18 protein-coding genes are annotated in these 20416 nt (G+C 72.0%); 10 read left to right on the top strand and 8 right to left on the bottom strand.

The genetic code is table 11. From position 1 onward, the window contains the following. The first annotated feature begins 61 nt into the window (after positions 1–61). Genes AB0G47_RS00720 through AB0G47_RS00680 form a run of 9 tightly spaced genes read left to right on the top strand, consistent with a single transcriptional unit; the run spans position 62 to position 11358 of the window. A complete protein-coding gene (locus AB0G47_RS00720; protein WP_360762490.1) occupies positions 62–1225 on the top strand; it encodes a glycosyltransferase family 4 protein in 1164 nt (387 codons plus the stop codon). After that, entirely contained in the window at positions 1222–1941 is a 720-nt protein-coding gene (locus AB0G47_RS00715) for a class I SAM-dependent methyltransferase (protein ID WP_266867377.1), read from the top strand. The genes AB0G47_RS00720 and AB0G47_RS00715 overlap by 4 nt, the downstream gene beginning before the upstream one ends. Further along, a complete protein-coding gene (locus AB0G47_RS00710) occupies positions 1938–6566 on the top strand; it encodes a DUF3367 domain-containing protein (RefSeq protein WP_360763879.1) in 4629 nt (1542 codons plus the stop codon). Before AB0G47_RS00715 ends, AB0G47_RS00710 begins: the two co-directional genes overlap by 4 nt. After that, a complete protein-coding gene (locus AB0G47_RS00705) occupies positions 6563–8008 on the top strand; it encodes a condensation protein (protein ID WP_360762486.1) in 1446 nt (481 codons plus the stop codon). The genes AB0G47_RS00710 and AB0G47_RS00705 overlap by 4 nt, the downstream gene beginning before the upstream one ends. Beyond that, positions 8005–8760, top strand: a complete 756-nt coding sequence (locus tag AB0G47_RS00700; RefSeq protein ID WP_360762483.1) for a class I SAM-dependent methyltransferase — start codon at positions 8005–8007, stop codon at positions 8758–8760. Before AB0G47_RS00705 ends, AB0G47_RS00700 begins: the two co-directional genes overlap by 4 nt. A 16-nt stretch (positions 8761–8776) precedes the next feature. Next, positions 8777–9691 (top strand): hypothetical protein, encoded by a 915-nt coding sequence (locus AB0G47_RS00695; RefSeq protein ID WP_360763878.1) that lies wholly within the window; start codon positions 8777–8779, stop codon positions 9689–9691. Beyond that, on the top strand, positions 9691–9918 hold the full coding sequence (locus tag AB0G47_RS00690) for a Trm112 family protein (protein WP_360762482.1): 228 nt from the start codon (positions 9691–9693) through the stop codon (positions 9916–9918). The genes AB0G47_RS00695 and AB0G47_RS00690 overlap by 1 nt, the downstream gene beginning before the upstream one ends. Then, positions 9915–10754: an FkbM family methyltransferase gene (locus AB0G47_RS00685; protein ID WP_360762479.1), complete on the top strand. Its 840-nt coding sequence runs from the start codon at positions 9915–9917 to the stop codon at positions 10752–10754. Before AB0G47_RS00690 ends, AB0G47_RS00685 begins: the two co-directional genes overlap by 4 nt. Continuing rightward, positions 10744–11358 carry a hypothetical protein gene (locus tag AB0G47_RS00680; RefSeq protein WP_360762476.1) on the top strand — a complete coding sequence of 205 codons (615 nt, stop codon included), beginning with the start codon at positions 10744–10746 and terminating at the stop codon, positions 11356–11358. The genes AB0G47_RS00685 and AB0G47_RS00680 overlap by 11 nt, the downstream gene beginning before the upstream one ends. Here AB0G47_RS00680 and AB0G47_RS00675 read toward each other — a convergent pair. The 6 genes from AB0G47_RS00675 to AB0G47_RS00650 all read right to left on the bottom strand — a co-directional run bounded on the left by AB0G47_RS00675 (position 11286) and on the right by AB0G47_RS00650 (position 16770). Further along, on the bottom strand, positions 11286–12485 hold the full coding sequence (locus AB0G47_RS00675; protein ID WP_360762474.1) for a Cmx/CmrA family chloramphenicol efflux MFS transporter: 1200 nt from the start codon (positions 12483–12485) through the stop codon (positions 11286–11288). The two genes, AB0G47_RS00680 and AB0G47_RS00675, sit on opposite strands and share 73 nt — an antisense overlap. Before the next feature lie 198 nt (positions 12486–12683). After that, on the bottom strand, positions 12684–13547 hold the full coding sequence (locus tag AB0G47_RS00670; RefSeq protein ID WP_360763876.1) for a hypothetical protein: 864 nt from the start codon (positions 13545–13547) through the stop codon (positions 12684–12686). A gap of 99 nt (positions 13548–13646) precedes the next feature. Continuing rightward, positions 13647–14345, bottom strand: coding sequence for a response regulator transcription factor (locus AB0G47_RS00665; protein ID WP_360762471.1), 699 nt, complete (start codon positions 14343–14345; stop codon positions 13647–13649). A 2-nt stretch (positions 14346–14347) separates the two neighbouring features. After that, positions 14348–15556, bottom strand: coding sequence for a sensor histidine kinase (locus AB0G47_RS00660; protein ID WP_360762468.1), 1209 nt, complete (start codon positions 15554–15556; stop codon positions 14348–14350). Positions 15557–15642: 86 nt separating this feature from the next. Then, complete coding sequence (locus tag AB0G47_RS00655) at positions 15643–16377, bottom strand: HAD-IA family hydrolase (protein ID WP_360762466.1); 735 nt, start codon at positions 16375–16377, stop codon at positions 15643–15645. A gap of 93 nt (positions 16378–16470) precedes the next feature. Then, entirely contained in the window at positions 16471–16770 is a 300-nt protein-coding gene (locus AB0G47_RS00650) for a hypothetical protein (protein ID WP_360762464.1), read from the bottom strand. Positions 16771–16991: 221 nt separating this feature from the next. On the opposite strand from AB0G47_RS00650, the gene AB0G47_RS00645 reads away from it, so the two are divergent. Then, positions 16992–18686: a protein kinase gene (locus tag AB0G47_RS00645; RefSeq protein ID WP_360762461.1), complete on the top strand. Its 1695-nt coding sequence runs from the start codon at positions 16992–16994 to the stop codon at positions 18684–18686. 9 nt (positions 18687–18695) lie between these two features. Here AB0G47_RS00645 and AB0G47_RS00640 read toward each other — a convergent pair whose 3' ends face one another. Both AB0G47_RS00640 and AB0G47_RS00635 read right to left on the bottom strand, forming a co-directional pair. After that, positions 18696–19064, bottom strand: coding sequence for a DUF488 family protein (locus tag AB0G47_RS00640; protein WP_266867358.1), 369 nt, complete (start codon positions 19062–19064; stop codon positions 18696–18698). A gap of 33 nt (positions 19065–19097) precedes the next feature. Continuing rightward, on the bottom strand, positions 19098–20168 hold the full coding sequence (locus tag AB0G47_RS00635; RefSeq protein WP_360762458.1) for an esterase-like activity of phytase family protein: 1071 nt from the start codon (positions 20166–20168) through the stop codon (positions 19098–19100). Positions 20169–20416: the final 248 nt, after the last annotated feature.

Below are 20416 nucleotides of genomic sequence, written 5' to 3'. Positions count from 1 at the left end.
CGTAAGTGACCCGACCGGTTCCACCCCCCACGGATCCGCACCCTGACGAGTTGGAGCACGCATGCCCCAGCACGTGCCATCCCCGCTGCGCGCCGCCACCCCTCGGGTCGCGCAGCGCCTTCCGGCGCCTCCCCCACAGCCGCGCCGGATCGTTTTCCTCGCCCGCCGCGACCTCGGCAATCCGGCCGCGGGCGGGTCCGAACTGCTCGTCGACCGGCTGGCCGACGGCCTGAGCAAGCTGGGCCACCAGGTCACCCTGCTGTGCGGGGGTCCTGCCGCCTTCCGCGACTACCGCGTGGTGTCGGCGGGCGGCGACCTCGGTCACTATCTGCGCTCGCGCTCCGCCTTCGCCCGGCAGGTCGGCGACTGCGACCTGCTTGTCGAGGTCTGCAACGGCATGCCGTACCTGGCGCCGCTGTGGCACCGCGGTCCCACGCTTTGCCTGGTCAACCACGTCCACACCGACCTGTGGGGGATGCGCTTCCAGGGCGCGCTCGCCCCCGCGGCCCGGCTCGGGCGAAGACTCGAGCACTGGTCGCTCTCGGGAGCCCAGCGCGGCAACCTGCTCGTGGCCGTCTCGCCGTCGACGGCCACCGCCCTGCGCGCGATAGGCGTGGAGCGGGAGCGAATACGGATAGTCCACAACGGGGTCGAAGAACCCGGCCCCCTCCATCCCCGCTCCGACGAGCCGCTGTTCCTCGCGATGGGACGGCTCGTCGAGTACAAGCGCATCGATCTGCTCCTGCGGCTCTGGGAGCGCGTCAGACCCGTCACCGGTGGCCGCCTGGTGATCGTCGGCGACGGTCCCGAACGGGCCCGCCTCGAACAGCTCGCGGGGCCCGGCGTGGAGTTCAGGGGCCATGTCTCCGAGGCGGAGAAGCACCGGCTGCTCTGCGAGGCATGGCTGCTCCTGCACCCCTCGGCGGTGGAGGGCTGGGGCCTGGTCGTCACCGAGGCCGCCACGCGGTTCACCCCCGCGGTCGGCTTCGACGTCCCCGGCATCCGCGACTCCATCGAGGACGGCGTCACCGGGCTCCTCGCCCGCGGCGAGAGTTCCTTCGCCGCCGCCTGGTGCGCCCTCGCACTGAGCGCCGAGCGGCGGACGGCCTTCGGCAAGGCCGCAGGCGAGCGGGCCGCCAGCTTCCGCTGGGCCAACTCCGTACGCGAGTTCCAGACGGTCGCCGCAGAGGCGGTCGCACATCACGCCTCCCAGGGGTCCGCGTGAAGGACCCTTCGCTGCGCCGTTCCCTGACCCTCTTCCGGGCCTTCCTGCGTGAGCAGCAGGAGCCCGAGCGGTGCTACACGCTGCTCGCCCGTGACGCCGCCGACCAGGTCGAGGCGTACGGCACGGTCAGGGACCGGATCGTCGTCGATGTCGGCGGCGGCGGTGGCTACTTCACCGAGGAGTTCCGGCGGCGCGGCGCGCAGAGTTTCCTCTTCGAACCGGACCCGGCGGAGCTCGGCGCCAAGCCCCCCGAGGGCTCGGTCGTCGCCGACGGCTATCTGCTGCCGCTCGCGGACGGCGTCGCCGACGTCACGTTCTCCTCCAATGTCCTCGAGCACGTGGACGACCCGCAGACGTTCCTCAGCGAGATGGTGCGGGTGACCAGGCCCGGCGGCCTGATCTATGTCTCGTTCACCAACTGGTACTCGCCGTGGGGCGGGCACGAGTGGGCGCCCTGGCACTTCCTGGGCGCCGACCGGGCCCGGGCCCGCTATGAGCGGCGTACCGGCAAGAAGGCCAAGCACACCCTGGGCGAGAACCTCTTCGCCCATCACATCGGCCCCACGCTGCGCCAGGTGCGGGCCAGGGACGACGTCTCCGTCGTGTCCGCACGGTCCCGCTACTGGCCGTTCCTGGCCGGCGGCATCACGAAGGTGCCCGGCGTGCGCGAGTTCGCCACCTGGAATCTCCTCCTCATCCTCAGGCGGTGTCCATGACCACGGTCCAGGCCCCACCCCCGGCGGCAGTCCGCCCCACGACTGCCGCCCCGGAACCCGAACGGGGGCCACGCTCCAAGCGCTGGCTGCTGGGGTTCTGGGCCGTTGTGCTCGTGCTCTTCCTCGCCGTCAAACCGGGGCGGATGACGTTCGACACCAAGCTCGGCGTCGCCGTCGACCCCTGGCAGTTCCTCTCCGATCTCGGCCAGCTCTGGCACGACCGGGGCGGCTTCGGCGGGATCCAGGACCAGTACGTCGGCTATGCCTGGCCGATGCTGCCGTTCTACGGCCTGGCCAAGCTCGTCCACCTGCCGGTGTGGCTCGCGGAGCGGCTCTGGCTCTCGCTGATCGTGTCGGTCGCGTTCTGGGGTGCGCTGCGGCTCGCCGAGCGGCTGAAGATCGGCAACAGTGCGAGCAGGCTGCTCGGCGCGGTGGCGTACGCGCTGTGGCCGACGTTCACCGTGGTCGTCGGGTCGACGTCGGCGGCCGCGCTGCCCGGCGCGTTCCTGCCGTGGGTGCTGCTCCCGCTGACGAACGACCGCATCAGCGCGCGTCTTGCGGCGTGCCGCTCCGCGCTCTTCATCCCCTTCATGGGCGGCGTGAACGCGGCGGCGACGCTCGCGTCCCTGCTCCCGGTGGGCCTCTATCTCCTCTCCCGGCCGAACGGACCGCGCAAGCGGAAGCTGATCACCTGGTGGGTTCCGGGAGTGATCCTGGCGACCGCCTGGTGGGTGGTGCCGCTGTTGATGCTCGGCATCTACGGCGAGAACTTCCTTCCGTACGTGGAGAATTCGGCCACCACGACCGGCACGATGTCGGCCACGGAGACGCTGCGCGGCGCCGGCAACTGGGTCGCCTATCTGCACTTCGGCGAGGCCTGGCTGCCCGCCGGATGGACGGTCGCGACGTCCGTGATCGTCGTCGTCTGCTCGGCGCTCGCCGCCGCGCTCGGCCTCGCGGGCCTGGCCCGGCGTGATCTGCCCGAGCGCCGCTGGCTCGTCCTGACGGTCCTTTCGGTCGTCCTGGTCACGCTTGCCGGGTACGGCGGCGCGTTCGGCGCACCCTTCCACGAGACCGTGCAGAGCTGGCTGAACGGCGGGCTCGTCCCCTTCCGCAACATCTACAAGTTCCAGACGGGTCTCGCGCTCGCGCTGGTCTTCGGCCTGATGCATCTGGTGGGCGTGGCCGCGCAGGCGCGCGGGGCGCGGCCGGTGAAGGGCCGCAAGTACGCTCCTCTCATCGCCGCCGTACTCGTCCTTCCCGGGCTCGCGTTCCCCTACCTCAACGGGTCGATCCTGCAGCCCGGTTCGTTCCAGAAGCTGCCCGACTACTGGCAGGCGACGGCCGACTGGCTGGAGAAGTACTCCCCCGACTCCCGCGCGATGGTCGTGCCCGCGACCGCGCACGGCATCTACACCTGGGGCTCGCCCATCGACCAGCCCCTCGACGTGCTCGCCGAGTCCCGCTGGGCCCAGCGGGACTACGTCCCGTTCGGCACGCCCGGCAACCGGCGCGCGATGGACGCGGTGGAGCAGGCGCTCGCCACGGGCGGTGAAGTACCCGGGCTGCGCGACTACTTGACCCGCGCCGGGATGTACTACGTCGTCGTACGCAATGACCTCGACCCCGACCAGATCGGCAACGTGCCGACCGCGACGGTGAAGCGGACCCTGGAGGAGTCGGGATTCGAGCGGGTCACCGGCTTCGGTCCCACCGAGACCGGCGGGAACATCCCCAACGACACTCCGCTCCAGGTCGAGGGCCTGTATCCGCGCGAGCGCGCGGTGGAGATCTACGCCCCCGGCTCGGGCGCACAGCGCCCCGGCCAGGCCGGGATCAAGGCGGTCTCCAACACGGCCGTGGTGAGCGGCGGACCCGAGTCGCTGCTCCCGCTCTCCGCCGACCCCTCGATGCGGGACCGCCCCTCCGTCCTGACGGGCGACAACCACCCGGGGATCGGGGCGCCCGGACTCCAGGCGGTCGGTGACGGACTGCGCCGCGCGGACACCCGCTTCGGCCTGGTCAACAACAACACCTCCTATACGTACGGACCGGGCGAACGCAACGCGAGCGACGCCCTCCAGGAGCCGGGCAAGAAGCCGCACCAGATCCTGCCCACCGACGGGATCGAGCACCAGACGACGGCGCAGCTGCGCGGCGCAAAGTCCGTCACCGCGTCGAGCTACGGCAACTGGCTCTTCCATCTGCCGCAGTACGACCCGGTGAACGCCTTCGACGGGAACCCCGAGACGGCCTGGGCCGAGGGCAGTCCCGGAAAGCCGAAGGGCTCGTGGATCAAGGCCGAGTTCCGGTCCAAGGAGTCGATCCCCTCCTCGATCAAGGTCATCCCGCTGCCGCAGGAGGGCGTGCGGGCCGCGCCCACCAAGGTGCGGGTGGAGACCGAGCAGGGCAGCGCCACCAGCACCCTGCAGCCCGACGGCATGCGGCAGCGGATCAAGTCGCCCGCCGGAGCGTCGAGTTGGCTGAAGATCACGATCCTGGACGCGCAGATCGGGCGTGCGGGTCTCACCGGTGCCGGGTTCTCCGAGATCACCGTGCCCGGTGTGAAGGTGACGAAGCTCCTGAAGATGCCGTCGGACACCGGCGGCTCCTCCAGGGACACCGCTGTCGGCGCCGACGCGACGACGTACTCGATGCACCGCTCGTCGGACCCGAGCGCGCTGTCGCCGGTGAACACCGAGTCGGGCCTGCACCGCCGCTTCACGACGCCCGCCGAGGGCGACTACGAGGTGTCCGCGAGCGCGGTCGCCGTACCGGGCAAGGAGCTCGACAAGCTGCTCTACCAGGTGGCGCCCGAGCAGAAGGACCAGATCATCGCCACCGCCGACTCCACGTCGGGGCTCGGCAGGAGTCTGTCGCCGCGCAATCTGACGGACGGCGACCTGACGACCGGCTGGATCGCCGGCGACACTCCGGTCGTCCATCTGAAGTGGCCGGACAAGCAGGAGATCGACGAGATCGTGCTTCCGGCGGCCGGTGGTCTCTCTACGCGCCCCCAGAAGATCGAGATCAGCTCGCCGGACGGGGCCGCGCTCGCCGGCGTCGACGAGAACGGCGTGGCGCATTTCGCCCCGATCACCACGGACGAGATGACCATCACGATCACCGAGACCGCGCCGCTGACGGTGCACAACCCGGTGGCGGACGCCGAGCTGCAGCTTCCGGTGGGTCTGACCGAGGTGTACGTCCCGGCCCTGGACAAGTACCGCACTCCGCAGCCGGAGGCGTCCGCGACCTTCGAACTCGCCTGCGGCAAGGGCCCGGAGCTCGCCGTCGACGGCAAGCTGTACGCGACGAGCGCCAAGGGCTCGGTGCGGGATCTGGTGGAGCGGCGTCCCATCGAGGTGACGCTCTGCAGCCGGGGCGAGGAGAACACCAATGTGTCGCTCGGCTCCGGCGAGCACACCGTCGAGGCCGGTGACGCGGGTCCGCTGACCCTGATGGACGTCTCGCTGACGCAGGGCACGCCGGGCGCGATCGACCGGAAGTCCCGCTCCCTGGACATCAAGGACTGGCTCGGCGACCGGCGCGAGGTGTCGGTCGGCTCGGGCGCGGCCTCGTATCTCTCGACGTACGAGAACATCAACGACGGCTGGAAGGCGACGCTGAACGGCGAGGAGCTCTCGTCGGTACGCCTCGACGGCTGGCAGCAGGGCTGGCTGATCCCCAAGGGAGAGGGCGGCACCGTCAAGCTGACCTACGAGCCCTCGCGTGTCTACGAGATCGGCCTGATCGGCGGTGGCGTCGGGGTGCTCGCCCTGGTCGCCCTGGTCCTGATCCGGCGCCGCGAGCCGAACCCGGAAGGCCCGGACACGGCACCGCCCGCGCCCGGACTCGTCCTCGGCGCGGTCGCGCTGACGCTGGTCGCCGCGGTGATCGCGGGCTGGTTCGCGCTGATCGTGCCCGCGCTCGCCCTGCTTGCCTGGCGCCGCCACGCGCTGCTCGTGCCGCTCGCCTTCGTGGCGATGGCCGGGGCGGGCATCGCGGCGGCCATCGGTGCGGGCGAGCCGGTCGCTTCGGACGAGGGGGCGTTCGGTCCCGCGGCCCAACTCCTGGCGCTCATCGCGCTGTTCGCGGCGCTGGTGAGTGTGGGGTCCGCTTCGGGGGCTGCTGTGCCTGCGGCTGCGGCTGCCGGGCCTGGGGGTCCTTCCGGTCCTGACGGTGGCGGCCCCGACTCGCCCGGCGGCCCCGGCAGCGGCGGCGCGACGCCATGGGGCCCGCCGCCCCAGGCCGCCCCGCCCGCGGCTCCCCCGCCGGCTCCGGACCCCTCGACGGGACCCCTCCCGCTGGGGCCCGACCGGGACCTGGGCACCCAGCCGCTGCCGCGCCGCAAGCGCGGGGAGAGCGGGCCGGGGGCTGATGCGGGTGACGGCGGGAACTCGGGGCAGGCGACCGGGAGCGAGCCGTCGGGGAACGAGTCGTCGGAGGGTGAGCCGCAAGCCGCCAGTTCGACCATCTCCGCCCGAGGGCCCGCTTCCGCACAGCCGGAGCCCGCCCCGCCGGGCACGCGGACCACACGGTTCAGGCGGCGCAGGCCGAAGGCTTCGGGCGGGTTCGCGGCGACCGCGGCCCCGACAGGCCCGGGGGAGGACACCGAGCGATGACCGCACTCGACCAGCCGGCACGTCACGCGGACGGACCCGAACGGCGGCCGAAACGCGTGCCGTTCCCCGTCGTCGACGAGGTCGCAAGGCACTGCCTCCAGGAGGAGGAGCCGGAGACGGTGCACATCGAGGTGCACCTGCCGGGCACCCCGGACCCGGCCCGGCTCAAGGCCGCGTTCACCGAGGCCCTGCGCCGCCACCCGCGCATCCTGATGCGGGAGGCGCGGGGGCCTTGGTACCGCCGCCGCTACGAGTGGGAACTGACGGCGGAGCCGGACGTCGAGGTCGTCACGTTCCCGCCGCCGGAGCGGGACGCGCTGAAGAAGGCCCGCATACGCTCCCTCTCCGACTCGCCGCCGCTGTCGGCCTCACCTCCGATCCGGATGGAGGTGATCGCTTCCGGGGAGGACGGCAGTATCCAGCCCGTCCGGCGTTTGAGGACGAACTCGGCGGAGCCGGTGACAGACGGCCACCTCGATGCCGGTACCCCCGACGGCTCAGGGCGCCCCGCCAGAGCCAGCGTTCTTTTTCTCACCATCAACCACACCGCCCTCGACGGCCCCGCCTGCCTCCGCGTGCTCGCGACCGCCGCCGAGCTGTACGGCGGCCAGGACAACTCCCCTGCCGCTCCTCCCCCATTGCGTACGGCCCCGTCGCCCGCCCCCGAGGCGGAACGGGCTCCCGTCGACGCGCCTTCCGGGTGGGCACCCCCCGCCCGGGTGTCCAAGGGGACGCCCGAGCCCTCCCCGGGCAACGGCATGCTCGTCGCGGAGCTTCCCGTGCCGCACCGGCCCAAGGGCGCGCCCTTCACCGTGAACGACCAGCTCATGGTGGCGACCGCGCTGATGATCGCGCACTGGAACCGGGAGCACGGCTCGCGCCCCCGGCCGTTCCGGATCACCATGCCCGTGGACGACCGGCCGCGCGACATGGAGATGCCGATCGGCAACGGCACCCGGCTCGTCGAAGTCCCCTTCAGCGCGGGCGAGTTGACCGGGAAGGAATGGGGACCCGAGGAAATCGGCGCACTGCTGCGGCGCACCTCCGAGCGCACCCGCGCCCTCAAGGCCCTCACCCGGCCCCAACTCGGCCACGGAGCCGCCCTGTTGACCTCCCCCGTGCTTCCCGTCACCGTCCGGGCCGCCCTCACCCGCGGCCTGCGCAGAGCCGCCGGGCCCTGGACCTCCACCACGCTGCTCAGCAACATCGGCCGTGTGCCGTACCCGCTCGACTTCGGTGACGCGGGACGCGCGTACGCCGTCTGGTTCTCCGCGCCCGCCCGCCTTCCGCGCGGTCTGACCGTGACCACCGCGTCCACCGCGGGCCGCCTCCATCTCGCCCTGCGCTGGTCGAAGACGCTGCTCAGCCACGGCGACGGGGCCCATCTGCGGGACCTCTTCGAGCACTATCTGCACGCCACGGAGGAGGGCACATCGTCATGACAGCGCCCACCAGGTCCACCAGGTCCACCAGCAGCGCCTCCCGCGATCTGCGGGACTTCTACGAGGACCCGTCCGTCCCGGTCGCGTCCGGCGACGCCCGCAGCCTGCGCCAGGCCCGGATGCTCGCCGACGCCCTGGGCCCCGCCACGTCGCGCACCGCCGTCGTCCTCGACATCGGCTGCGGCGACGGCACCGCGGCGGCGGCCGCGGCCCCGTTCCTCGCGGGGCACCGCGTCATCGGCGTCGACTGGTCGCAGGACGCCCTCAAGCGCGCCCACTCCCATCTCTCGTACGTCGTACGCGGTGAACTCACCGACGGCGGCCTGCCGTTCGCGGACGGCTCGGCCGACGCCGTGCTGTTCAGCGAGGTCATCGAGCATCTCGTGGACCCCGACAGCGCGCTCGACGAGTTGCGCAGAGTCCTCAGGCCGGGCGGCCATCTGATGCTGTCCACGCCGAACCTCGCCGCCTGGTACAACCGCGGGCTGCTGCTCGCCGGGGTGCAGCCCGTCTTCTCCGAGGTGAGCCTGCGCGGCATCCACGGCCGCCCCGGCACCGAGGTCGTCGGGCATCTGCGGCTCTACACCGCGCGCGCCCTGCGGGAGTTCGTCGCCGCGTCCGGCTTCGACGTCGTCCGCGTCGCGGGCGCGCCCTTCCATGGCGTACCACGACCACTCCGCGCCCTGGACCGGCTCGCCTGCGCCGTGCCGAGCGCCTCGTCGATCCTGCTGCTGCACGCCCGAAGGACCTAGAGCCATGTGGTGGGGTGTGGCCGCCGCCCTGCTGGCGAACGTGCTCTACAGCACCGGGTTCGTCCTGGAGAAACGGGCCCTGACCGCGATGCCGTCCGTCAGCGTGCGAAGGCCGGCGCGGCTCCTGATGCAGGTCATCAGCAGCCCGCTGTGGATCGGCGGATCGCTGGCGCTCGCCGCCGGGTTCGGCGCGCAGCTCGCCGTCTACCGGACGCTGCCGATCGCCGCCGCGCAGGGCATCTTCGTATCCGGACTCGTCCTTCTGCTGCTGCTCTCCTCCAAGCTGCTCGGCGAGCAGACCTCCGGACGCGAGCGGTACGCCGTCGGGGCCATCCTGGCCGCGCTGCTCATGGTGGTGCTCTCGCTGCGGGAGGGCTCGGACACGGTGAGCCGCAGCGCGCCCGTGCCGCTGGTCCTCGCCGTCTGTCTGCCCTCGCTCGCGGCAGGGGTCCTGCTGTACGGATCGGCCGAGCGCCGGGCCAGGCACCGGCACCGGCTTCCGACGACCGGCGTCGAGTACGGGGTGGCCGTCGGGCTGCTCTACGGCGTGAGCTCGCTCGCCATCAAGGGCGTGTCCAGCTATCTGACGACGGAGGGGCTCGGCTCGGCGCTGCTCGATCTGCTGAGCTCCCCGTATCCGTATCTCCTGCTCTTCACCGGCGCGTTCGGCCTGGTCATGTCGCAGGCGGCGCTGCAGCGCTGCCGGGCCTCGCTCATCGTCCCCGTGTGCACGACGGTCACCGCGCTGTTCACCGCCGTGCTCGGGACCCTCGCCTTCGGCGAGCCGCTGCCGGAGGAACCGCTGCGGCTCGCCCTGCGCATCGCGGGCACGGCGCTCGCGGTGTCCGTACTGCTCGCCATGCCCAAGCACGACCCCCGACCCGAACCGCCTGCCCAACCCCCCACCCCCACCAAGGAGCTGACCAGCTGATGAACCCCGAAGACCCGCTGCTTAAGATCCTCGCGTGCCCGCTGGACAAGGGCCCGCTGCACCTCCTTGAGCCCGAGGGACCCCTCGTGCCGGAGGAGGTCCTCTACAACCCACGGCTGCGCCGCCGCTACCCGATCATCGACGGCATACCGCAGCTCCTCCCCTCCTCCGGCGAGCAGATACCGGAGGACGAGCACGAGCAGCTCCTGAAGCGGATCTCGCCGTGACGGGGCCCGACAAGACCGCGGCGGGGCCCCACAAGACCGTCGCCGCCCGCCTCGCCCCGCACCTTCCCGCCCGGCTGATCGGCGCCCTGGCCCGCTTCGTCTACCCCCGCTTCGAACCGGAGCTCGCCCGGCTCGGCGACCTCTGCCCGCGCGGCTGCGCCACGGCGGTCGACGTCGGCGGCTGGTACGGCCCGTGGTCGCGGCGCCTGGCGTCCCGCGCGCGCCGCGTGGTGACCGTGGAGCCGGTGCCGCATCTGGCCCGCCTCCTGGAGGACTCCACGCCCGGCAACGTCCGGGTGATCCAGGCCGCGGCCACCGACCGTCCCGGCACGGCGCGCCTCTGGCTGCCGCGCGGCGACCGGGGCGACCGGGGCGTCTCCTCGCTCATCCGCAGGGACATCCACGCGAAGGCGGTCGACGTACCCTGCCTGACGCTCGACGGACTCGGTCTGCGCGACGTCGACTTCATCAAGATCGACGTGGACGGCAATGAGCTCCAGGTCCTTCGCGGCGCGCACGATCTGCTCACCCGCGACCGCCCGGCGCTCTTCATCGAACTGGAGTCCCGTATCCAGCCGATCACCCCGATCGTCGACCTGCTCACCCGGCACCACGGCTACCAGGGCTGGGTCCTGCCGCACGACACCTGGCTGCCGCTGGAGGGCTTCGACCTGGAGGCGCACCAGCACGACACGGCGTACGTCGTCTCGCAGGGACTGCTGCGCAGAGCCCTCACGCCCCGGCACCCCCGGTACGTCAATTCGGTGCTCTTCCTTCCCGGCGGCCGCCGCCCGGGAGGCGCCGCGGTGCGCGACCATGGAGCCCATGTCCGCTAGCTCCGCCTCCGGCTCCTCACCGAAGCCCACCGGCCCGTTCACTCCGCTCGACTTCCAGCTGGTCCTGTTGCGCCGCATGGCCGACCACAACCCGGACCTGGTGGAGGAGGCCCGCCACGAGCTCGGCGTCTCCATCGCGGACATGCGCGAGGCCAACCGCCGCTGGCAGGCGATGACCCGCTCCCCTCGCGCACGGGGTTCGGCCTCCCGTTACCGCTCGGTGCTCGGCCCACCGGTCGCCACCGTGCCCCGCCGCATCGGCGACCTGGAGTGCGAGGCCCTGCTGTGGCCGGTGCCGCTCTGGCCCACCCTGCGCTTCGAGGTGCTGCTCGCACCGAACGGCGCGGCCTGGAACGAGTGGCTGGTCCGGGCTCCGGACACCCCCGGACCCGAACTGCGTACGGTGGACGACCTCTCCCCCTGGTCGTGCACGGTCGACGAGGCCGCCCGCGCGTTCGCCCCGGCCCGCCCGATGGAGGGCACGGCACCGACGCGCTGGCGGCTCGTCTTCACGGCTCCCGACGGTTCGGGTCAACCACGGCGCTGCGTCGCGGAGTTCACCTGGGGCCTGCTCCAGCGGGTGTCGTTCCCGGACGGCGCCTGAGGCCTGACGAGTGCCACCGCGAGGGCCGACGCCACCAGCAGCGCGCTGACCCACAGCGGCGAGCGGTAGCCGAGCCCCGCGCCGAGGGCGAGTCCGCCGCCCACCGGTCCGATCGCCGCGCCCACGTTCAGCGCGGCCGTGGCGAAACCGCCCGCCAGCGTGGGGGCGCCGGTCGCGGCGTACAACACCTGGGTGATCAGCGCCGAGCCGACGCCGAAGGACAGCGCGCCCTGGACGAGGACGAGCAGGACCGCGGCCACCGGGTTCCCCGCGGTCAGCGCGAAGAGCACCCAGCCTGCGAGCAGCGCCAGCCCGCCGCAGAGGAGGAAGGGCACGGGCCGTACGTCCGCGAAGCGCCCCGCGAGGGTGACCCCGACGAACGACCCCACGCCGAACAGCGCGAGCAGGACGGGCACCCAACTCTCCTCGAAGCCGGTGACGTTGGTGACGAGCGGCGCGAGGTAGGTGAACGTACAGAAGGTGGCGCCGTTCACCAGCGCCGCCAGGAGCAGCGTCACCAGGAGCCGCGGCGCGCGCAGCGACCGCAGCTCGCCGCGTGCCCCGGTGACCGCGATGTCGGGGGCGCCGGCCGGCACGGACCGCAGGATGGCGACGACGGCGGGCACCGAGACCAGCGCCACCGCCCAGAACGCCGACCGCCACCCCCAGTACTGCCCGAGCAGCGCACCGCCGGGCACACCCGCGACGCACGCGATGGTGACCCCGCCGAGCAGGGCGGAGGTGGCCCGCCCCTTGGCGTCCGGCGCGACCATGCCGGTGGCGGCGACGAGCGCCACGGCGAGGAATCCCGCGTTGGCGAGCGCACCGACGACACGCGTCGCGAGCAGCACCGCGAAGCTGCTGGTCAGCGCCCCGACGACATGGACGAGCAGAAAGGTCACGAGAAAGCCGAGCAGCGCGTTCCGGCGCGGCCAGCGGCGGCTGAGGACGGCCATCAGCGGGGCACCGACGACCATCCCCACGGCGAATGCCGAGGTGAGGGTGCCCGCGGTGGACAGGGACACGTTCAGATCGGCGGCGATGTCGGGGCCGAGACCCGAGAGCATGAACTCGGATGTGCCTTGCGCGAAAACGGCAAGTCCGAGCATGTAGATGGCAAAGGGCATGAAGGTACTCCGCGAAAGGGAGCGCCCCGAAGGGGCGCGGGGAACTGCGTCACCAGCCACGACGCACCCGCAGAGGGCGGTCGGCATCAACAGAACTACTGGGCCACCGGACATGCCGGGCCGGTGGCTAGCTTCTGTCGGACTCGGGGCTGGACATGGCGGCAGGCTATTCACGCCTCACACGCCACGTCCACCCGATTAACTCGCGGCGGTAAGGATCTCCTCCGTCACCGCTGCCAGCGAGCCGGGGTGAAGGTCGATGAAGAGATTCGGCTCGACGAGTTCAAGCTCCATGACGCAGGGGTTCCCGCTCTCGTCGTCGATGAGGTCCACACGGGCGTAGAGCAGCTCCGGCGCACCGGGAATCACGGCCAACGCCCGCTCGGCGACGTCGAGTTCGGCAGCGGTAGGCACCCACGTCCGCAGATCGGGGTGCGGCATCTTCTCATCGTCATAGGCCACCCCCGGCGCAAGCACCGCACCCTTCTGAACGGCGTGCAGGAACCGCCCGCCGACAAAGACGAGAGCACGCTCGCCGGTCTCGTCTATGCGAGGCATATACGGCTGCACGATCGCGGAGAACCCGTCCTCGTGCATCTTCGCGACATGCTTCGACGCGGCCTCGTGCTCACCCGCCCCGTACCGGGCCGCGAGGCGCGCGCCCGCCCCGGACGTGGGCTTGACGACGAACTCGCCGCCGCCGTCCGGGAACTCGACCGGGTCGCCGGCCGCCAGAAACCGGGTGGGCACGACGGGCACCCCCGCGTCCGCCAGCTCCCCCAGGTACCGCTTGTCGGTGTTCCACCGCACCACGGACGCCGGGTTGGCGAGGACGGTGAGCCGCGCGACGCGTCCCGCCCAGGCCAGGAACTCGGCGGCGCGCCAGCTGTAGTCCCAGGTCGACCGGATGACGACGAGGTCGAACCGCTCCCAGTCGACCCGGGGATCGTCCCAGGTCACGGTGGCCACGTCAGCCCCCGCTTCTCCGAGCGAGCGCGCGAGCTCGGGGAGATCACGGTCGATGCCGGTCTCCAGCTGGATGCTGCTGGTGACCAGCGCGATCGTGGGGCGGTCGGGTGACACGGAGGCCTCCTGGGTTCGGTTGTGCGCACCGCAGGCTAACAACCGCTCGACGTGCACCCGACAACGCCCATGCCCAGGTCACCGGGGTGCTGCGACCAGGCCCGCCTCGTACGCGATGATCACCAATTGCACCCTGTCGCGGGCGCCGAGCTTGGCGAGCAGCCGGGTCAGATAGGTCTTGGCGGTGGCGACGCTGATGGTGAGTTCGGCGGCGATCTCCGTATTGGAAAGACCGCTGCCGACGAGGGTGAGGACCTCGCGTTCGCGGTCGGTGATGCCGGTGATCGAGCCCCGGGGCCTGGCGTCCTTGGCGGGGCGTTCGGCGAACTCCTTGATGAGGCGGCGGGTGACGCCCGGGGCGATCAGACCGTCTCCGGCGGCGACCACGCGGACCGCGGCGAGGATGTCGTCGAGCGCCATGTCCTTGACGAGGAACCCGGCCGCGCCCGCGCGCAGCGCGCCGTACACGTAATCGTCGTCGTCGAAGGTGGTCAGGACGATGACGTGGGTCTCCGCGCTCGGCCCTGTGGTGATCAGGCGGGTGGCCTCGATGCCGTCCATGCCGGGCATGCGGATGTCCATCACCACGACGTCCGGGCGGATTGCCTCGGTGAGCCGGACCGCCTCGGTGCCATTGCTCGCCTCGCCGGCGACCTCGATGTCGGGGGCCTCGGTGATGACCATGCGCAGGGCGGCGCGGACGAGGGGCTGGTCGTCGACGAGCAGGACGCGTACGACGCGTGCGGGGGCCGGGCTTCGGGGCACTGGACTCTCCATGCTCATCGGACGCCCGCCGGGACAGGAAGCCGGGCCGCCACCCGGAAGCCGCCCCCGGGGCGGGGTGCGGCGCTGAACTCGCCGTGCAGCAGGCCGACTCGCTCGCGCATGCCGAGCAGTCCGTAGCCGCCGGGGGTGGTGGCGTCGTGGCCGCGCCCGGCGTCGGTCACCTCGATGGCGAGCTCGTCCTCGCGACAGTCGACGGAAACTTGGCAGGACGCGGCACCCGCGTGGCGTACGACGTTGGTGACGGCTTCCTGGATGATCCGGTACGCCGATACGTCGATCTCCGGTGGCAGCGGCCGGAGTTCGCCGGTCCACCGCACGTCGACATGGACGCCGGCGGCCGTCGTCGTCTCGGCGAGCCGGTCGACGGAGGCGAGGCCGGGCTCCGGACCAAGGGGGGCGTCCGCCCCCTCCGGTTCCGCGTCGCGCAGGGCGCCGAGCATGCGGCGAAGCCCGGAGAGGGTCTCGCGGCCGGTGGCCTCGATGGCGGTCAACGCCTCGCGGGCTCCGGCCGGTTGGGTCTCGATGACCCGGCTTGCCGCGCCCGCCTGGAGGGCGATGACGCCGATGCTGTGGGCGACCATGTCGTGCAACTCCCGTGCAATACGCAGCCGTTCCTCGGTGACGGCCTGCGTGGCGGCCTGGGCGCGCAGACCGTCGGCGTACGCGCGGGCCTGATGCACCGAGTTGCCGATGAGCCAGGCGGTGACCGCGGTCAGCGCAATGTACGGTTCCGCCGCGGTCCCGTCGTCCCGCCCGAAGCCGAGCAACTCCCTCGGGGCCCAGAGGGCGAAGAGCGCACCGAACGCCATGCCACCGGCGATCAGCGAGGTCCTGCGCGCGTGCCCTGCGGCGACGAACCCGAGGGCGACCGTCACCGGCACAAACGCCATGGGCACCACCTCGGTCTGCCGCCAGGCGACCATCGTGCCGCCCGTACCGGCGATCACCAGAGCCATGGCGGTCAGCGGCCACCGCCGCAGCACGGCGCAGCCCGCGAGGGCCAGGGCGGTGGCGAGAAGCAGCGCGAACTGCGCCCAGAGCTCGTCCATGCCATGCCGCGGGTACGAGTACGAGACGTCCTGCCCGGGCGGCAGCACGACGTACTCGGCGAGCGGATACACGGTCACCGCCGCCCACGTCACACCCACCCAGACACCCACGGGCATGCGCTTGAGCAGGGGCAGACGCGGCTTGGCTGACATGCGCAGATCGTAGCCACGGGGGGCACGGCAGGTCATCGGACCGTGGCTGTACGACCAGGGTCGACACCGGCCGCCCGCCGCCCCGATCAGCGAGCCTCCGCCACGAGCCGCAGCACGGCCCCGAGCCCCCGCACGGACCCCGGCGCCGCCCCGCCCGGCAGCACATAGGACCGCAGGCCCGCGCCCGCCGCTCCGCCGTCCTTGGCGGGGTGGTCGCCGACCATCAGGGTGTCGGCCGGGGCCACGCCGAGTTCCGCGCAGGCGTGGCCGAAGAGGAGCGGGTCCGGCTTCTCCGTGCCGTGTTCGTACGAGTGGACCCAGCTCGAGAAGTAGCCGTCGAGGCCGTGCCGGGCGAACGTGGCCCGCAGGTCCCAGCCGACGTCGCTGACGATGCCGAGCGCGATGCCCCGCGAGGCGAGCGCGGCCAGGGTGCGCTCGGCGTCCGCGTACGGCAACCAGTGCTCCGGGGAGCGGAGTTGCTCGTAGAGGGTGCCGGCGTGCGGGGCGAGGGCCTGGGCGGAGGCGTACCAGGTGGTGAACGCGTGGCGGTGGGCCTCGGACGAGACGTCACGGGCGTGCTGTGCCGCCACGACCGCCGGATCGGTGAGGCCCTTCTCCAGGGCCGCGAGGATGGCGTCCATCGTGGGCTCGTCCACCGGGCCCGGCAGTGCGGCGCGGATGCGGTCGGCGTACGGGGCGACCTGGAAGAGCGTCCCGGAGAAGTCGAAGAGCACCGCGCGGGGCGGGGTGACGGGCATCGGGGCGGTGGCCCGGATCGGGCCCTCCGGGCCGCACACGGGCGGGAGTTGGGGAGCTGGCATCCGGCTTTCCTATCGCGCGCCGGGTAAGCCCGCGATCAGCACACGGAGACACCGGCGCCCTGTGGGGGCGGGGCGCCGGTGTCGTTCATGGGGTCAGAGGATGAAGACGCTCTGAGCCGTTTCCGTGTAGTAGGTCTCGCCGGGGTAGACGAGCCACTCGACCGGACCCGAGCAGTCGGGGCCGCTGTGGACCTCGGCGATCGCGTCCGTGTGGTTGGTCACCGATGACGGGAACCAGTCGACGGGGTAGCAGCCGCTCGGGTCGAGATACGCGTTGCCGTTGATGGCCAGGACGCCTTCCGCGGCGTACGCCGAGCCCGACATCCCGAGTGTCAGAGCCGCCGCTGCCACCATCGCCCCCAGCGTCATGGCCATGCGTCGTCGTCGCATCATGAGTGAGATCCCCTCCGCCGCACGGGCCGCTCCCTGCGCGACCCGCTCGAGTCACCTAAAGTAGGCGATCAGGCACGCCACGTATCCGGCGCGCGGTGGCACATCCCCGCGGCACGTGCGCCGTTCACTTCCCTTCACCGCATGGTCACGGCACAGTCGCACCATCACCATCAGAGCTCCCAACTGCGCCATCTGCAACGGGAGTTCGTATGATGCGGGCCATGGCAAGTCACGGGGATCTCATAGCGGGGCGCTACCGCATCACCACACCGCTCGGGCGCGGCGGCATGGGCACGGTCTGGCGGGCGAAGGACGAACTACTGGGGCGCGCCGTCGCGGTGAAGGAGCTGCACGTCGACGCGGGCCTCTCGCCCGCCGACGCCGAGAGCCGGCGCGAGCGCACGCTGCGGGAGGCGCGCTCGGTGGCGCAGGTGAGGCATCCGGGCATCCTGGTCCTGCACGACGTCGTGCAGCACGACGGGCAGCCGTGGCTGGTGATGGAGCTGATCGACGGCAGATCGCTCGCCGACCGGATCGCCGTGGACGGCCCGGTGCCGCCCGCCGAGGCCGCCCGGATCGGTCTTGCGTTGCTCGCCGCGCTACGCGCCGCCCACGCGGCGGGCGTCCTGCACCGCGACCTCAAGCCTGCGAACGTACTCCTGGAAGCGGCCACGGAGCGCGTCGTGCTCTCCGACTTCGGGATCGCCCAGGTCGACGGGCAGACGACGCTGACCGAGACGGGTGCCTTCGTCGGCTCGCCCGAATACACCGCCCCTGAGCGCATGTCGGGCAAGCGCACCGGCCCGGAGTCCGACCTGTGGTCCCTCGGCGTGCTGCTCTGCGCCGCCGTGGAGGGCGAGTCGCCGTTCCACCGCGACTCGGTGGCCGGGGTGCTGCACGCCGTGGTGATGGACGAGATCCAGGTGCCGGAATCCGCCGGTCCGCTGACTCCTGTCGTACGGGGACTGCTTGAGCGGGATCCGGCACAGCGGCTCGGTGCCGACGAGGCCGAGCAGGCGCTGCGGGGTTTCCTCGTGGAGGAGCGGATGCCGACCGTGCCCCGCACTCCGGTGGCCCGCAGACCCGCGGCGCCGCCCCCGTCCGACGACGCGATCGTGCTCGGCGCCGCCCCCGCACCCGCCGCACGCCCCCGGATCCGGACGGCACTCCTGGCCGGCGCCCTGGCGCTCGCGCTCGCCGCGGGCGGCACGGGCGCGTGGGTCATGACGCGGGACGACTCCAGCAACACGAAGACGGACGCCACGGGGAGCGGCGGGCCTGCTGGCAAGGTGAGCGAGAAGCCGGAGAGCGCGAAGCCGTCGAAGACTCCGACGAAGAAGCCCTCCAAGAACCCCGACAAGCCGAAGAACCCCGGCAAGAAGCCGACCATCGACCCCAAGCCGTCCGCCGACGGCACCGGCAGACCCACCCCCGCCGGGACGAAGACCCCCTCCAAGCCCGCCGAGGACCCCGCCCCCGCGGGCTATCGGACGGTCAACGACCCGACGGGGTTCACGATGGCGACGCCCACCGGCTTCCTCCGCTCCAACGAACCGCCCCGCGTCTTCTACAACTCGGCGGACAACGCCTTCCGCATCGGCGTCCACCCCCAGCCCCTGGACCCGGACGGCCCCCTCGCGGTGATGCAGCAGGCCCACGAGGACGGCCCTTCGGACTACCCCGGCTACCGCGACGGCTCGGTGCGCAAGACCACGCACAACGGCCGCCCCGCCGCCGTCTGGGAGTTCACCTGGGACGGCGGAGCCGGTGACGGCGGGCCGCGCCGCACCTACGACCTGAGCTGGGACGAGGGCGGCAAGATGTACGACCTGTGGGTCTCCGCGCCCGCCGGGCGTGCGGCGGCGGGCGAGCGCCACTTCATCGAGGCGCACCAGTCCTTCACCCTGGGCGGCTGACCCAAGCGCTCAGGCCTTCCCCTCCAGCAACACGGACCGCAGCGTGGGCACATGGCTGTGCTCCGGGTCCCGCACCGCGGTGATCAGGGTGACCGTCCCGGCGTCCGCGAGCTCCCGCAGATGCAGGATCGCGTCCTGCTGCTCCGGTCCTTCGAGCTCGGCGCGGTAGCGGCGCGCGAACTCCTCGTACTCGTCCCGGTGCTGATGGAACCACGTGCGCAGCGCGCTGGACGGCGTGACCTCCTTGGGCCATTCGCTGATGACGGCGAGTTCCTTGGAGACGCCTCGCGGCCACAGGCGGTCCACCAGGACGCGTACGCCATCGGCTTCGTTCGGCGGGTCGTACACGCGGCGCACGGGGAACGGCTGGGTCTCCATGCCCCCATCGTCGCGCCCCGCGCGGCCGCTCCTTCACCGGCGCGGCGGCAGCTTCACCCGAAGGCTGTAGAGGCGGGTGATCTGCTGCGGGAGTTCGTTGTCGTCGCTGACGAGCAGCAGCCGCAGCGCGCCGTGACCGCCGCGGCCGGTCACCGCCATGCCCTCGATGTTGTCGATCAGCGGATTGTTGCCGGGCGGCAGGTTCGAGGGTGCGCCCATGGAGGGGCAGTCGGCGAGATCGGCAAGGAGCGTCTTGCGCATCACGCGCGTGTCCCCGTCCAACTGCTCCACCGCGCCGGTCTCCTCGGCGCCGCGCACATCGGCGACGTACAGCCGTACGGAGATCATGAAGTCCGGCGTGAAGCCGCGCTCCAGGACGAGAAGGCGGCCGTCCCCGGCCGGCGCGAGCTCGACCAGACCCATGCCGGGGTCGACGGCGTACCCGTACTGCGGCCCGATGCCGAACTCGCCGCCGTACTCGCCGCCGTGCGCCTTGCGTTGCCAGGTCTGTACGCGGTTCAGGGTGCGCCCTGCGGCGTCCGTGCCGTCGCCGGCCAGTGGGCCCTCCATCCCCGCGACCAGGGTGCGTCCGCCGGGCAGCAGGGTGAGGCTCTCGAGGGTCCGGTTCTGCCGGGCGCGGCCCGCCGGGGCCACCCGGAGAGGGTCCGGGACCGGTAAACGGCCCGTGAGGGTGGTTCCGTCCTCGTCGTAGCGGAGGACGGAAGGGGCCCGCTCGTCGGCGACCAGGCGGCTGCCGTCGCGGTCCGTGACGAGCCCTTCCGAGTCGAGCACCGCGCCCGTCGCGTCGACCAGCGGCACGAACCCCGTGGCGCGCGGTTCGCCCCCGCGCAGATCGAGCGCGAAGAGCGCCGAGCGGTCGGAGACCGCGGTCACGCCGCCGTCCCGCTCGACACTGAGCGCCGAGAGGCCCCCCACCATCCGGCCGTCGACGGTGGTCTTGTTCAGGGCGTCCGAGTAGCCGGAGACGGACACCCTTGGGGAGCAAGCCGCGCGGTCGGCGGAAGCGGGAGCGGCGGGAGCGGCTCCCGTCGTCAGGAGTGCGGAGGTCGACGCCACCGCGAGCACCGTTCTACGAAATCGCATGAGCAGCCCCTTAATTGACGGGGTGTCAGTACAGCAGCCGGTCCCGAAAATGCGAACAAGGGAGCAGGTGTTCCCTGGAACAGGTGATCGTCGCCTCAGGGATTGCATGTGACGCATGTGATTGACGATGATTACGGAACGCAAGCGACGGGCTGCAGACCGTAGTTGCCGCGTTCCCGGTCCATGTCCCATACGAGGTCCGGGAGTTGGAAGAAGACCTGAGCACGTCCCACAAGGAGAAGCACCAC

It is taken from the genome of Streptomyces sp. NPDC021622 (assembly GCF_040640795.1).
GTDB lineage: Bacteria > Actinomycetota > Actinomycetes > Streptomycetales > Streptomycetaceae > Streptomyces.
This window is presented reverse-complemented; position numbering and strand designations above follow the sequence as displayed.